The 14552-nt window shown below is 36.3% G+C and carries 13 protein-coding genes; 5 read left to right on the forward strand and 8 right to left on the reverse strand.

Going from position 1 to position 14552, the window contains the following annotated elements:
* Window positions 1-383: 383 nt before the first annotated feature.
* The 5 genes from IQ237_RS18885 to IQ237_RS18905 all read right to left on the reverse strand — a co-directional run bounded on the left by IQ237_RS18885 (window position 384) and on the right by IQ237_RS18905 (window position 3922).
* The gene (locus IQ237_RS18885; RefSeq protein WP_194057931.1) at window positions 384-1430 is read right to left on the reverse strand and encodes a glucokinase; all 1047 of its coding nucleotides are present in this window, start codon (window positions 1428-1430) and stop codon (window positions 384-386) included.
* Between the two features lie 146 nt (window positions 1431-1576).
* Window positions 1577-2224, reverse strand: coding sequence for a histidine phosphatase family protein (locus IQ237_RS18890; RefSeq protein WP_194057933.1), 648 nt, complete (start codon window positions 2222-2224; stop codon window positions 1577-1579).
* 186 nt (window positions 2225-2410) lie between these two features.
* Window positions 2411-2803, reverse strand: a complete 393-nt coding sequence (locus tag IQ237_RS18895) for a hypothetical protein (protein ID WP_194057935.1) — start codon at window positions 2801-2803, stop codon at window positions 2411-2413.
* A 14-nt stretch (window positions 2804-2817) separates the two neighbouring features.
* The gene (locus IQ237_RS18900; protein WP_194057937.1) at window positions 2818-3135 is read right to left on the reverse strand and encodes a hypothetical protein; all 318 of its coding nucleotides are present in this window, start codon (window positions 3133-3135) and stop codon (window positions 2818-2820) included.
* 112 nt (window positions 3136-3247) lie between these two features.
* Window positions 3248-3922, reverse strand: a complete 675-nt coding sequence (locus IQ237_RS18905) for a ribonuclease (RefSeq protein ID WP_194057939.1) — start codon at window positions 3920-3922, stop codon at window positions 3248-3250.
* Between the two features lie 164 nt (window positions 3923-4086).
* Between IQ237_RS18905 and IQ237_RS18910 the strand changes: the two genes are divergently transcribed.
* Window positions 4087-4641 carry a TRAP transporter small permease subunit gene (locus IQ237_RS18910; protein WP_194057941.1) on the forward strand — a complete coding sequence of 185 codons (555 nt, stop codon included), beginning with the start codon at window positions 4087-4089 and terminating at the stop codon, window positions 4639-4641.
* Window positions 4625-5962, forward strand: a complete 1338-nt coding sequence (locus IQ237_RS18915; protein ID WP_194057943.1) for a TRAP transporter large permease subunit — start codon at window positions 4625-4627, stop codon at window positions 5960-5962. The genes IQ237_RS18910 and IQ237_RS18915 overlap by 17 nt, the downstream gene beginning before the upstream one ends.
* Before the next feature lie 129 nt (window positions 5963-6091).
* Here IQ237_RS18915 and IQ237_RS18920 read toward each other — a convergent pair whose 3' ends face one another.
* Window positions 6092-7195 (reverse strand): TRAP transporter substrate-binding protein, encoded by a 1104-nt coding sequence (locus IQ237_RS18920; protein ID WP_194057944.1) that lies wholly within the window; start codon window positions 7193-7195, stop codon window positions 6092-6094.
* 264 nt (window positions 7196-7459) lie between these two features.
* Complete coding sequence (locus IQ237_RS18925) at window positions 7460-8629, reverse strand: FAD-dependent oxidoreductase (RefSeq protein ID WP_194057946.1); 1170 nt, start codon at window positions 8627-8629, stop codon at window positions 7460-7462.
* Between the two features lie 320 nt (window positions 8630-8949).
* Between IQ237_RS18925 and IQ237_RS18930 the strand changes: the two genes are divergently transcribed.
* From IQ237_RS18930 to IQ237_RS18940, 3 genes are all read left to right on the forward strand, one after another.
* The gene (locus tag IQ237_RS18930; protein ID WP_228020483.1) at window positions 8950-9471 is read left to right on the forward strand and encodes a pentapeptide repeat-containing protein; all 522 of its coding nucleotides are present in this window, start codon (window positions 8950-8952) and stop codon (window positions 9469-9471) included.
* 179 nt (window positions 9472-9650) lie between these two features.
* Window positions 9651-11123 carry a pentapeptide repeat-containing protein gene (locus IQ237_RS18935; protein WP_194058037.1) on the forward strand — a complete coding sequence of 491 codons (1473 nt, stop codon included), beginning with the start codon at window positions 9651-9653 and terminating at the stop codon, window positions 11121-11123.
* Between the two features lie 323 nt (window positions 11124-11446).
* On the forward strand, window positions 11447-12904 hold the full coding sequence (locus IQ237_RS18940) for a S8 family peptidase (RefSeq protein ID WP_194057948.1): 1458 nt from the start codon (window positions 11447-11449) through the stop codon (window positions 12902-12904).
* A 203-nt stretch (window positions 12905-13107) separates the two neighbouring features.
* Here the strand turns inward: IQ237_RS18940 and IQ237_RS18945 are convergent, their stop codons facing one another.
* Window positions 13108-14526, reverse strand: a complete 1419-nt coding sequence (locus IQ237_RS18945; RefSeq protein WP_194057950.1) for a hypothetical protein — start codon at window positions 14524-14526, stop codon at window positions 13108-13110.
* Between the last annotated feature and the right edge of the window lie 26 nt (window positions 14527-14552).

Raw genomic sequence — 14552 nt, forward strand, 5'->3', positions numbered from 1 at the left:
CAGACGTACTACCCAAAATGGGTTATGGGACGTAACTTGATGGAGAAGATTTTTTAGATCATTAAGGTTTCAAAAAATGCCCCCGGAGAAAGCTAAAACCTAGATTGTGTAAGGATTTCTTGTACAATTCCTTGCACAAATTGTATAAGGAGCTAAAAATCAATCCTTATACAATTTGTTGCACAATTCCTTGCACAATTCCTTATAGGATTTTGGAAAGGGTAAGAATATAAGATATATAAGCTAGATACTAAAATTACACATCGCCCTACCAGAAAAACTTATCAATAAAAAATATTCCCTCATTGACTAAAACCCAACAATTAAAGATAGAATTATCTTAATTTAGGGAATCATGAGGGAATTACTAAAAAGCTAAATAATTAATTTCTTAAAACCCTTGCAGATAAAGCCGCACCTATTAATCCTACTTGTTGATTAAGAATTATATGCACCGGTATTTCTTCGAGGAGGGAACGCATTCTGCCTTTTTGGGTGAAATTTAACATAAAACTCCCATTTTGCATCAAGGGCAGAATTTTCGGGGCAATGCCTCCAGCAATATATAATCCTCCGTAGGGTAAGAGTTTTAAGGCTAAGTTGCCGGCTTCTGCACCGTAAGCTTCGACGAACATTTGTATGGTTTGTTCTGATAGGCGATCGCGTTTTTCTAAAGCTGCACTACCAATAGCAGCACCAGGATCAACGGTTTTTTCTGCTTTTCCGGCTTCTTGTTCCCAGCTTCTGACTATTTGGGCTATTTCTGGGTTTTCTGTGTCTATTTGTCTATCTCTTAAAAATTGGTAAATGGAAGTGATCCCTAAACCGGAAACTACTCTTTCTACAGATGCACGTTGAATATCATGTTTAGACAATAAATATTTTAACAGTTGAAATTCTAATTCATTGCGGGGGGCAAAATCTGCGTGGCCACCTTCGGAGGGAAAAACTTGATATTGGTTTCCTTGTTTGATTAAAAAACCTTGTCCTAAACCTGTTCCTGCACCAATAACCGCCATCGGTGCATCAGGTTGATATTTACCAACTTGTAAGGTGACTAAATCTTGTGTGGTTAAACCAAAAATACCATAACCGACGGCTGCAAAGTCATTAATTAGGGAAATTGCCGGGATATTTAATTGTTTTGCTAATCTTTCCGTGTCTAAAAACCAAGCTAAGTTAGTGAGTTTAGCGGTGTTTTGTACTACTAGTCCGGCGATCGCAAAACAAGCTTTTTCTGGTGTAGATGTATTGCCTGTTGATAGATTTGCTGCGGCTAAAAATTTTTGGACAATTGGTACTAAATCAGGAAAATCTCCACTGCGGTAACTTTCCTCATATAAGGTTTTTAAACCTAATGAGTTTGAAGACTCTGCCAGGCGTAAAATTGTTTTCGTGCCACCGATATCTCCTGCTAATAGTAATGTCATAAAATTTATCAGTTAGTTTGTTGGTTTGTGTGTGACTTGTACTTTAATTATTTACCTATCAGTAAACAGTATTGATATTTTTCAGGTTTACTTCCAAATAATTGCTCAAAATCAAATATTCTGACTCCTGACTCCTGACTCCTGACTTATACAAATCTTACTACTTCCTCTACTGTAGTTAAATGGGAAGTATCTCCTTTTAGTTCTAGCAACCATTGTGATTCTTGACGCACCACTTTTACTAAAGAACATAAAGTAGCTTTCACTTCTGCTTTGGCTATGTCTCCGACAAATCCCATTGCCGCACCTAACACAGAAGCCCCATGTGCTACTAACAGAATATCATCTGGCCAAAATTCTGCTGCTAAACATCTAGCGGTTTGTGCAGAACGATGTCTCACTTGTTCATGGGTTTCGGGATATTTTGCTGCTATCTGGGGTGTGTAGCCTGTGTCTATTCTAGGAAATAATGCTTTTAATTCTGGGGTTGAGAGTTTTTCTGGTTCTTCTGTCATCCATGCGGGATTTAACCACTCACTTAAGCCTGTTTCTAGTCTAATCTCTAATTCTAATGCTTCGGCGACTGCGTTGGCTGTTTGGACTGTTCGCAAAAAGGGTGAGGCAAAAATATGTTTGATTTTTTCGCCTTTGAGTCTTTTTGCTAGTTGTTGTGCCTGAATAAACCCGTCCTCTGATAAGGGTGGATCATAGCGTTTTTCGGCTGTGAGAAACCAGTCAGGGTTAACAAAATCAAGGCGGTTGGCGTGTCTGGCGATCCAAATAATTTGACTCATGGGGCAAATTTTACAGGTATATACAGGTGCAATTTAAATCTTAGGACATAAGTGTTATATTTTGTCATCTTAAAGATGATTTTGCTTTTTTTTAATGAACCACGTTCAGCGAAGCTGTTCCCAAAGGGTAGACACGAAGGACACGAAGAGAAGAAGGAAGTGATTTTTATAATATCAACCAGTAATTTATCTCTTCTGAAGCAGGGGAGAATCTATTTCTAAAATCCAATTTTCATCAATAAATTCCATGTTTTCATTATAGATAATAACTAGCTCACCTATTTTTGCTCTCGGTTGATTTTCTTCTTGAATGGGAGAAAAATAAGCTAATAAGGAAAATGCTAATTTCAGAAATCTTTTGTTGTTGCTAAATCCTACAAAACTGCTTATTAATTCTGTTGTTGTGTTACTAGGTAAAGTGATTGATTCATAATATTTATCCTCTTCATCCCAATAACCATTAATTGTATAAAAGCATTCTTCCAATATTTCTTTAGCAAGAGTATTAGGATCTAAATTTTCTAATATTTCAGTTAAATCTTGCCAAACTGGGTGATTTTTTAATTGGAGTGTAGTCATAATTTTCAGATAGATTAATGTTCTGTTACAAAACCAGGAAAATGCAATATACCATCAATATATTTCGCGTGAAATCGTCTATCACCGCCTTTACCTAACACTTTAGATTTTACATCATATCCTTCTTCTTGAGAAGGAACGAGTCCAACACTACCCCGTGGGTGTACCATTCCTTTGGTAATTGATTTTAAATGCTTTCCTTGTTGATCATATTTTATACCTAATTTTATTTGTTCTGCACTAAATGAGACTTGCAAATCACCAGATACAAGAGACACAACATAGACGACATCGGGTTGAATATCTTGCCAATTATTTGGTAAAGACTGCATGATATTTAATAGTTGGCTTGCCTAATAAAATTTGTGGATATGAATGAATGTATTTTTCCCAGTTCATAATTTAAACCATACCTGTTTTTTTGATAATTCTATCTTTTTAATTCTATCTCACATTCCGTACTAAAAAGTTATCCTGTCCACAACTTTTTTGAGAACGTCTTAAAATCTCTTCACTACAAATCCCAGGTTTTCCATCTTTGGAATAACAAAAGAATACTTCTTTTAAGAATCTACCAGAATCAGAACAAAAAGGAGCTATACCATTAAATGTAAATTGTTTATTAGCACTGGCAAAGGAGGTTGTAAAATCTTTGATTGTGGTACGGAATGGTTTTTCTGGATTTTTATAAGCTGAAGGAATATTTAGATAATATTTTAAATTTCTACTTAATGTTAGATATTCCATAGGTTTTTGACCTGTACAAGTTCCATGTTTTTGCCATTGATGATCAAAAAGTCGATCATTGGGAAATAAACCTCTAAACTTTTGTTTAACTAATGGGGGTAATTTTTCTGTAGAACAGTTAGCAGGATAACCTTTTTGATATTGTGGCCAAAGTCCATGTAAAACAAAACCGTATTTTTTCCCTGTTCCGCATTGTTGTACATCACGTTTACCGTTTCTGGCACAATGATCAGGAGACCAAGATAATGTTAAAACATAAAAATCAAATTTACCAGGAGTTCCCGGAGTTTGGGCGATCGCATTATCTGTTATTGCTACGGTAGTTATCAACAAGGAAGATGCAACAACAAGGTTCTTTATTGACAAATTCATAATTAATTATTCTGATGCTCAAAGTCTTTTAAATTACCATACCGTATTTGTGCAATAAATAAAAGGTCAGCATATAAATCCCCGACTTTTTCAATAAGCAGGGGATCTGAATCACTGAACAATGTAAACTACATTTACAGTTACTCAGGAGGAGAATAAAACCGTTGGACAAGTTATTAAAACTATCAAAGTTTATTGATACCTGTAATGAACGCATCGGCCGTTGGACGAGTTGGTTAGTCCTGGTGATGGTGATACTCGGTGTGTGGAATGTTGCAGGTAGATACATTGGGCGTTTTACTGGTAGCAATCTTACATCCAACGCCTATATCGAAGCACAATGGTATATTTTTGATTTAGTTTTCCTTTTAGGTGCAGCTTACACCCTCAAACATAATGAACACGTACGGGTGGATGTTTTTTACAGTAATTTATCAGGGAAAAAGAAAGCGATCGCCGATTTGTTTGGTACAGTATTTTTCCTGATTCCTTTCAGCATCATGGTAATTATTTTTTCCTGGGATAGCATTATTGCTTCTTGGCAAACTTGGGAAACATCACCAGATCCGGGAGGTTTAGCACGCTACCCGATTAAAACCATGATTATTGTTGCTTTCGTGCTGCTAATTTTCCAAGGCATTTCGGAAGCTATTAAAAACGTGGCAATCATTCAAGGCAAATTACAACCACAGGGGGAAAACCATGACACTGGATTATGAATGGTTAGGACCTTTAATGTTTGCGGGGGCTTTGGTTTTACTGTCTTTCGGGTATCCAGTCGCCTTTGCTTTAGGTGGTGTAGCAATTTTATTTGGCATTATCGGTATTGCTTTGGAGGTTTTTGACCCAATCTTTCTCACTGCCATGCCCCAGCGAATTTTTGGCATCATGGCTAATTATACCCTGTTAGCTATTCCCTACTTCATTTTTATGGGGTCAATGTTGGAGAAATCTGGCATTGCTGAAAGACTCTTAGAAACGATGGGGATTTTATTGGGACGCTTACGGGGTGGACTAGCTTTAGCTGTGGTGTTGGTAGGTGCATTACTCGCAGCAACTACGGGTGTGGTAGCGGCGACAGTGGTAGCAATGGGTTTAATTTCTCTCCCTATCATGCTGCGCTACGGTTACAATAAACAACTAGCTACCGGTGTAATTGCGGCTTCCGGGACTTTGGGGCAAATTATCCCCCCTAGCGTGGTATTGGTGGTTTTAGGTGATCAGTTGGGTATATCGGTCGGTGATTTATTTATCGGTTCAGTCATTCCCGGTTTAATGATGGCGGGGTCGTTTGCCCTTCATGTATTAATTGTAGCATTTCTTAAACCTGATGCTGCCCCGGCTTTACCTGCGGAAGTACGGGAAATTGGCGGAAAAGCTTTAAGAAAGCGGGTTTTTCAGGTGATGTTACCGCCATTGATTTTGATTTTATTGGTTTTAGGAAGTATCTTTTTTGGCATTGCCACACCCACAGAAGCCGGTGCGGTAGGATGTGCAGGTGCGATCGCCCTTGCTGCTGCTAACCGTCAATTAACCTTAGCATCTCTGCGTCAAGTTTGCGATAACACTTTAAAAATCACCAGCATGGTAATTTTTATCCTGTTGGGTTCTACCGCTTTTAGTTTAGTATTTCGGGGATTAAATGGCGATCAATTTATGTTTGATGTGCTTTCTAATCTCCCTGGTGGTCAAGTCGGTTTTTTAGCCTTGAGTATGACTGTGGTTTTCCTCTTGGGCTTTTTTATTGACTTTTTTGAAATCGCTTTTATCATCGTACCTTTGTTTGTTCCTGTTGCCCAAAATTTAGGAATTGATTTAGTTTGGTATGGTGTAATTTTGGGGGCAAATTTACAAACTTCTTTCCTCACACCTCCCTTTGGTTTTGCGTTGTTTTACCTGCGTGGGGTTGCACCTCCAGAGGTAACAACTGGTGATATTTATAAAGGGGCAATTCCGTTTATTTTACTGCAATTGTTGGTGGTAATGTTAATTATTATCTTTCCGGGAATTGTCAGTTTTTTACCTTCTTTGGCAGGGTAAGATATTAGGTGACAGGTGACAGGTGATAGTAAATAAGCAAACAGCGAACAGGAGTTATTTTTCCAAGTCCCCAATTACCAATCACCAATCACCAATCACCAATCACCAATCACCAATCACCAGACTAAATTACTTACTATTAGCCGTTACAAAATTGGCATAACTTAATTCATTGGTCTTATTCCAAGTGTAAATCTGTTCTCTAAATTTCTTCCACCCTTCATAAATCTCTTTAAAGGTTGCATCTTTACTCGCATTTTCTTCATAAATATCAAAGGATGCTTTTTGTGCTGCTTCCATAATTTCTTGACTGTAAGGAGTTAATTTTGTCCCCCCAGCTACTAATCTGGTCATTGCTTCCCCATTTAAAGCATCGTATTTAGTGAACATATTCACATTGGCTTCTACCGCCGCTGTTTTGAATATTTCCTGATATTCTTTGGGTAATTTATTCCAAGCATTCAAATTAACCAATACATCTAATGTTGGACCCGGTTCCCACCAACCAGGATAATAATAAAATTGGGCAGCTTTATTTAAACCTAATTTTTCATCGTCATAGGGTCCAACCCATTCTGCGGCATCAATAGCACCTCTATCTAATGCTAAATATATTTCTCCTCCGGGTAAAACTTGCACATTTACCCCCAAACGAGACATCACTTGTCCCCCTAAACCGGGGATTCGCATTTTTAAACCATTTAAGTCAGAAACAGTTTTGATTTCTTTTTTGAACCATCCCCCCATTTGTACCCCTGTGTTACCAGCAGGAAAGTTGATGATATTAAAATCACTATAAATTTTTTGTAGGGCTTCTAGTCCACCTCCTTGATATAACCAGGCGTTTTGTTGTTGGGCGTTGAAACCAAAGGGAACAGAGGTAGCAAAAGCTAAGGCGGGATTTTTTCCTATGTAATAATAACTGGCTGTGTGTCCACATTCTACAGTTCCCGCTTGCACTGCATCTAATACCTGCAAACCGGGTACTATTTCCCCTGCAACAAAGGGGGTAATGGTGAAGCGTCCACCACTCATTTCTTTCACTCGTTTGGCGATGGTATCTGCACCGATATAAGTCCCTAAAGTTTTTGTCCAACTAGTGGCCATGCGCCATCTGACTGTGGGTAAACTACTTTGTGTGGCGGTGGATGTAGTTTTTCTAGCACAGGCTGTTGTCAGTACGGCTGTTGCAGTGGCGATCGCCCCGGTATTGATAATTTGTCTGCGTTTCATAATCTTTTTTTAATTTCTATTACTCTATCTTCTGACTGATAGTGCAATGTATCAGGTTTTTTGGATCAAAAGATCCCCTACTGCTTGAATAAGTCGGGGATCTAAGGGAATGACAGAAATAAATTATCTTATTTTGTGGGGTAGGCATCCTGCCTGCCCTTGATAATTAGCTTGATAATTAGCGGGCAAGATGCCCGCACCACAAGAAATATTTGTATATTTTTTGTATTTGAAATTCCCTAAGATTTGCACTATTTTCAATTTTCAATCATGGCGAAATTGTGCCATAAACCGCCGATCAATACAGTCTTTACCATGCCACAATAATTGATGAGGTGGTAAGGTGAAATTTCCTCTTGTAGCTAAAGCGCGTCCATCACCAGTACCAATTAAACTTAAATACTCTTTTTGTGGTTTATAGGGTTTTAGCGATTTATTGAAAATCAATCTTCGCAAATTTTCATACAGTGGTTTACCTTGACGCACCGCAAATACACCTGCTTTTGGTAAGTGATAATTAATCATTGTGGCAATATCACCAGCCGCAAAAATCTGAGGATGACTAATAGATTGCAAATTATCATTTACTAAAATAAACCCTTTTTCATCGGTAGCAATTCCTGAATCTTTGACCCAATTTGCTGCTGAGGCTTGTGTTACCCAAAATACTTGATTACATTTTAATTTTAACCCAGATTCCGATGTAATTTCTAATTGATTATCTATGCTAGGTGCAACTTCACAGACATTTTCACCTAAATGTAATTTTACACCTTTATTAATTAAAACATCCTGCATAATTCGCCTTACAGTTGGGTGATGATTTGGCATTAATTCCCCAGTGCGTTGCCATAAATGTATTGTTAAATTTTCTATTCCTAATTTCTGTAAACCTGCCAACATTGATAAAGCTAATTCTACACCTCCAGCACCACCACCAACCACACCAATACTTAGCGGTTTTTGAGGATTTTCAGAAACCATATTTTGTAATTTATACCAATGTTCTAAAAATTGTTTAACTGGTTTAGCAGCAATTGTATATTCTGCCGCACCTGATACAGACAATTTAGCGGGAGTGCTGCCAATATCAAGAGATACAATATCAAAATTTACCACAGATCCGTTAGCACAAAAAACCTGATTATTTTCTAAATCTAAACCCACGACTTGATCAAGATATAACTGAGCATTAGCAAAGTTGCTTAAATTTTGCAAGTCAATATGACAGTGAGAATAATTGTAAAATCCGGCAATATGTCCGGGTAACATCCCAGAGTAGGGTGTATATTGATCTGAAGTAATTAAAGTCAAATTTACTCCAGCCAAAGGTTGATTACCAAAAAGTTTTAAAACAATGGCATGACTATGACCACCACCTATTAACACTAGGTTTTTTAGGTTTTTTAGGCTTGGTTGGGAATTTTGCTGCATCTGGAAACTGCAATAAATTTCATCAGGAATTCAATATCAATATACAGCAGATTTCATGATTATGAGGTACAAATTATAATTATGAAACTCTTGTGGTGTGGGCATACTTCGACATAGTTCGACTGCGCTCACTAACCGCTCAGTACAAGTCTTGCCCGCCAATTGTGTACCTCATTACAAAGGAAAGTGCTGTAAATATCCCAGTAAATCAAGATTGTTTTCATTAATGTATGTTAGTAAGAAAAATCATCCATTGGATGCTGGCAATTCAGAAGCAGGTAAACAATAATTAAAGCGATAACTCTCATCAAGATTATTTAATGAAACTTCTACAACGACTGGAGAATAATGCAATAGAAACCAGTTTATCTGCAATTAATGAATTAGAACTTCTGGCGCAAGAAAATCCACAATTTCACTGGATAATTATGGATATGCTAACTAATTTTGTCAGAAATAAAGCAGCCAATCTACCCCCAGAAGAAGTAATTAGTGATTCCTTGGTAGACAAACGAATACTGATTGAATCAGCTATGATTGTAATTGGTAAAAGAGACGTAAAACAAGACCCAGAAAATGAGCAGATTGATTTAAGTTACACAGATTTAAGGGGACTAAATTTACAAGGTATAAACTTAGCACACACTAACCTTTATCAAGTTAATTTATCACAAGCAAATCTGGTTGGTGCTAACCTAGAGGGTGCTATTCTCACTGGTGCAAATCTAACTGGTGCTAACTTACATCGAGCTAATTTATATTTAGCGAGTTTAAAAGATGCGATTTTGAGTGATGCTATCCTAGAGGGAGCAAATCTACGAGAAGCGAAGTTTACTATTTAATAGACCATATATACGCGAAAACTTCTGTTTTAAGCGGTAAGCAAGAAAGGGTAAGGAAAAAATCTTTACCTTTTTTTGTGTGAAATAAAATTTTACATATCGAAATTTGCGGCTAAATGCTATACTGTTTTCTTCTATCATCTCAGTAATAACTTATTATTGTGAAGCATCTTTCTGGTATGTCTGCTAAAAAGACAGATGCAAATTTGCATTGGTTGATCACTATCATCGTTATTGTGCTTCTGTCATTGATACTGATTGTCTTCGCATCTACTAATATTGACAAGTTATCACTTCAACAGCAAATATCTCAAAAAAATCAAGCATTAACTACTATTGCTATAGTTTTTCTGGGTGTAGCTGTCATAGTTAATGTTTATTATGCAGCCAAAAGAACTCAAGCAATAGAAAAAAATGCAATTACATCTGAGAAAAATCTAGCAATTAGTCTTGAAAATACCAAACTTCTTCAAGAAAGACTAATTGCAGAACGTTTTATTGGCAGTATTTCCCAGTTAGGACATGATAAGGTAGAAACGCGCACAGGAGCTATTTATGCCTTAGAAAGAATTGCCCAAGATTTTCCCCAAGAACATTGGACAATTATGCAAGTTCTCACTGCGTTTGTCCGCGAAAATGCACCTATACAACTAGAGAGGAAAGTACAAAAACCAGAAGATTTCATGACTATTGATTTTGGTAACAATCGTGATCGGATACGCCGACAACAGCAAGCCAATTATTCTCTACTACCAGAATCTTGGAAACTGCGTACTGATATTCAAGCAGCTTTGACTGTGATCGGGAGACGCAATTTTCAACATGATCGAGAAAATCAAAAATTAGATTTACGTAATACTGACATCAGACGAGTTGATTTAGCAGGAGCTAAACTGCAAGGGGTAGACTTACGAGGATCTGATTTGTGTGGTGCAGATTTGCGAAATGCTGATTTAAGTGCAGCAGTTTTGGATGGTGCTAAAATTATCGGTTCGATTCTTTATCAAGCTAACTTATTTAAGGCTAGTTTACGGGGAGCTAATTTGAGTCGTTCTAATCTGAATCTTGCCAATTTATATGGAGTAAACTTGAGTTCCGCTAATTTATTTGGTGCAAGTTTGCGTTCAGTTAATTTGCAATCTGCCAACTTGTATAAAGCTAATTTGCAACAAGCTAATCTCAAGGCTGCTAATTTATCAAGTGCTAAGTTATTTTTAGCTAATTTGCAAGGTGCGAAATTAGGGAAAACTAATTTACGTTTAGCAGGGTTAATTGCTGCAAATTTACAAGGTGCAAATCTTAATGGTGCAAATTTACAAGGTGCAAATTTGAATGCTGCAAAATTACAGCAAACAGATATTTATTTTGCTAACCTTAGTGCAGCTAGTTTAACAGAAGCCGATTTAAATCATGCTAATTTGATGGGCGCTAATCTTTCTCAAGCAATACTTGATGAAGCTGATCTTTCTGAAGCTAATCTCATCGGTGCTAATTTATTAGGCGCTCAACTTGATGATGTTAAACTGACTGGGGCGATTTTAAATGGTGCTAAAAACCTGAAATCTGAACAGATAATTAACGCAGTGGGCGATCGCACTACTCGCCTTCCTGATTATATCGAACCGCCACCTAATTGGCAAGAATCAGTTTAATACTCTCATTAATTATCTAAAACTGTCTTTTTTGCTACTTCCGGTGCATTCTACCTGTTTATTATTATTCTATTTATTGTTATTAATTCCTCACATTTTTCTAGCATTAAGTTATTAAATTATGACTTAGGTTTTGTGAGCAAAGTTTAATTTTAAAATAATAACTTCGTAATCAAATTAGCTTTTTATATGAGAGGATTCATAGTATTTTTTAACCAAGGGGAATAACTGTAAGTTTTAACGTTGTTTCAAACTTTTATCTGACAAAGTTTGAAAGATTCAGACTGCGAAAAAAAGATTATTATTTTAAGGATAAAAGTCTGATGACATTGAATAATACTAACTATTTTTCCTCCCGTCAGGAAATCAACATTACACCTATTTACTCAGGTGATACTTTTCAAACTCCCATTGACAATAGTTTAAATTGGAGTAATCGTAGTAGCTTACCAAAAGATGAAAATATTCAGTCTCATGTGACTACAAACAGCTATAACTCTCAAAATGGTTATGGTTTAGTCAATGCAGGAAAAGCAGTGAGTAAAGCCGCTGGTGTAACTCCCTATCCAGATGCTCCAAAATTGGGTGGAAATAATTGGGGTGCAGACTTGGTAAATGCTCCCACAGCTTGGCAAAATGGACATACAGGAAAAGGTGTAATTGTTGCGGTTTTAGATACAGGAGTTGACTATAATCACGAAGATTTAAAAAATAATATTTGGACTAATAGCAAAGAAATTGCTGGTAATGGAATAGACGATGATGGTAATGGTTATGTTGATGATGTTTTAGGTTGGAATTTTAATAGTAACAACAATAATGTTTTAGATAATAATGGACACGGAACTCATGTTTCGGGAACTATTGCCGCCGAAAATAACGGTATTGGTGTAACTGGAATTGCCTATAATTCGCAAATTATGGCAGTTAAAGTTTTAGATGAAAATGGCTCAGGTTCTTATGCAAATATCGCTAATGGTATCCGTTACGCTGTAGATAATGGTGCTAATGTTATTAACCTCAGTTTAGGAGGAAATTCTGGTAATAATACTCTCAAATCAGCTATTGAATATGCGAGCAGTAAAGGTGTAATTGTGGTGATGGCCGCAGGTAATAGTGGCGATGCTACACCATCTTATCCTGCGCGTTATGCTGATAAGTCAGGTATTGCTGTGGGGGCGGTGGATAAAAATAATCAACTGACTGATTTTTCTAATCGTTCTGGTTCTCAAGAAATTAAATATGTGACTGCTCCAGGTAAGGATGTTTATTCTACAGTTCCTGATAATAAATATGCTAGTTATAGCGGTACTTCTATGGCCGCTCCCCACGTTGCTGGTGTAGTAGCTTTGATGCTGAGTGCTAACCCGAATTTAACAGAAAGTCAAGTGCGGGAAATTATCATCAGTACGGCGGAAAATGGTACAAATCCCCAACAACCTCAACCTACAAATCCTTCGCCTTCTATGCCTTCTTTCTTTCCACCTTTAGATTCTTTTTTACCTTTTGATATGATTGATATCGGTTCTCAATTTCCGACTGATATTGGCAATATTGGTGGTAGTTTTCCCTTACCTTTTCAATCAGAATCATCTCAATTACCGTCGGTTGTTGTATCTATTAGTAATGAAGATTTAGGGTTACGGTTTGGTGATTATAATGCCAAAACTCCCAATTTAGAAACCCTTAATTACTACAGTGAGAGCAAAGATAGATGGGAATTACGGGACTATGATATGAATCTAGAAAATATGGATATTTGGAGTTTAGACTATGTTTAGTGTTACCTATTGTACTCCTCACATTAGTCTAAACCCCAATAATTACTCCACCCGCACTATCGCGCACCCTCCCCTTGGTAAGTGGAGGGATGTGTACCTCATGTAACTCAAATTTATGGTTGTTAAAACCATGAATTTAAGTTTATCTATTTATGTTTAAAGTATGATATTGTCGAAGGTTAAGCAATTTTCGCTACTGCCATTTAATTTTTCTGAATTCCATAACACAACCGACCAACTAACCATTGTGGAGTTTGATTTTTATCGTCAGTATTTTTTGCTCTTTCAACTTTCATAGTTTCTGTCCTAATTTTTAAAGCCATAAAAAACTCTTCTAAATTATGCGTTTTTGAACCATCCTGTTCATTGCTTCTAGTTTGCCAGTCCCATTCTTTCCACCAAGTAGGAATTTGTAGGTTTTCAGTCAAAATATCAAATTGTAGTTTATAAATACCAGGTTCAGGGAATTTCTGAGGTTGGATGACAGCAGTAAAATTTAATTTATTTTCTTGAGGAATAATTTGCCAATCTTTAAATTCAATCGGACTATTTACTGCTGAAATAGAATCAACTGCTGTAAAATTTTTAGCGAACTTATCAAACTTTTCAGCTTTAACTTGTGCCTTCAAGGAATTAGAATCAACAAATAAACTATATTTAGATGGTGCTAAATTAATACTATAATTAATTGTTAAACTATCTTGTTGACGAGAATCTATTTGTAATAGTTCATAGTTACCTTGATTAACTTTACTAGCTGCAACTCCATCCTTAACTAAAGATAGAGTTCTTGTTATGCCTTTAGGTGTTGTTGGTAATTTTTCTAATCTAGATACTTGTTCAATGATATGATCAGGATGGAAAATCATTAACTTACTAATATCGCTATTAGCTAATGATTGATTAGAGTTATATTTTTGTAATTCACCAAAATAATATTTCACATCCTGGTAAGGTCCAATGAACAAAACATAAAATGGTCTGAGCTTTTCTGGTTGTTTACCAGAATTATAATCAAAGGTTTGAAGTTGATTATTTTTATCTATATAAACCTTACCATTAAATTCACTTTTAACAGCCCAAACACCGACAGCATAATCTTTTTTATCAGAATTAAAATAAATATCTTGGATTTTTTTATTTAATTTAGTTACATCACCGCTATTTTGTTCTAAATCGGTAATTATTACCGTCATTTTGGGTTGATTTTTAACCGAGGGAATAATAGCAGCATCTATGGGACTAGAGACTGCTTTAAATTTAGCGTTACTGCCATCATAAAAGACAGAAGTTGCTCCAAAACTATAATATTCACTACTTGTAATCTTCTGCATGGGATTACCAATACGATAATATTCAACTGGTAATTTCCCTGTTAATTCAAATACTGTTCTGAGAGATTTTAAAGCTTTAGTGTAGTTAGTTTCTCCATCTTTGACATAGCCTAACATCGAACCACTGCCATCGAGATAAATAGCCACATTCAGATTATCTGACTTACTAGCTGTTTGATTATTGACAGAATTAACATTGGGAATATCACATCTTAACTCTTCTTTTTTGTTGCAAGCAACTAAAAAAACTGCAATTAATACTAAGACTGTCCATTTTATACGCATCATGTCATTTTTCTCCATTATTCAATATC

The sequence above is a fragment of the Sphaerospermopsis sp. LEGE 08334 genome, assembly GCF_015207205.1.
Classification (GTDB): domain Bacteria; phylum Cyanobacteriota; class Cyanobacteriia; order Cyanobacteriales; family Nostocaceae; genus Sphaerospermopsis.

Excerpts from the sequence above, each read along its gene's own strand:
- IQ237_RS18885 (WP_194057931.1), bottom strand. The coding sequence starts at position 1,430 with ATGACATTACTATTAGCAGGAGATATCGGTGGCACGAAAACAATTTTA.
- IQ237_RS18890 (WP_194057933.1), bottom strand. The coding sequence starts at position 2,224 with ATGAGTCAAATTATTTGGATCGCCAGACACGCCAACCGCCTTGATTTT.
- IQ237_RS18895 (WP_194057935.1), bottom strand. The coding sequence starts at position 2,803 with ATGACTACACTCCAATTAAAAAATCACCCAGTTTGGCAAGATTTAACT.
- IQ237_RS18900 (WP_194057937.1), bottom strand. The coding sequence starts at position 3,135 with ATGCAGTCTTTACCAAATAATTGGCAAGATATTCAACCCGATGTCGTC.
- IQ237_RS18905 (WP_194057939.1), bottom strand. The coding sequence starts at position 3,922 with ATGAATTTGTCAATAAAGAACCTTGTTGTTGCATCTTCCTTGTTGATA.
- IQ237_RS18915 (WP_194057943.1), top strand. The coding sequence starts at position 4,625 with ATGACACTGGATTATGAATGGTTAGGACCTTTAATGTTTGCGGGGGCT.
- IQ237_RS18920 (WP_194057944.1), bottom strand. The coding sequence starts at position 7,195 with ATGAAACGCAGACAAATTATCAATACCGGGGCGATCGCCACTGCAACA.
- IQ237_RS18925 (WP_194057946.1), bottom strand. The coding sequence starts at position 8,629 with ATGCAGCAAAATTCCCAACCAAGCCTAAAAAACCTAAAAAACCTAGTG.
- IQ237_RS18930 (WP_228020483.1), top strand. The coding sequence starts at position 8,950 with ATGAAACTTCTACAACGACTGGAGAATAATGCAATAGAAACCAGTTTA.
- IQ237_RS18935 (WP_194058037.1), top strand. The coding sequence starts at position 9,651 with ATGTCTGCTAAAAAGACAGATGCAAATTTGCATTGGTTGATCACTATC.
- IQ237_RS18940 (WP_194057948.1), top strand. The coding sequence starts at position 11,447 with ATGACATTGAATAATACTAACTATTTTTCCTCCCGTCAGGAAATCAAC.
- IQ237_RS18945 (WP_194057950.1), bottom strand. The coding sequence starts at position 14,526 with ATGATGCGTATAAAATGGACAGTCTTAGTATTAATTGCAGTTTTTTTA.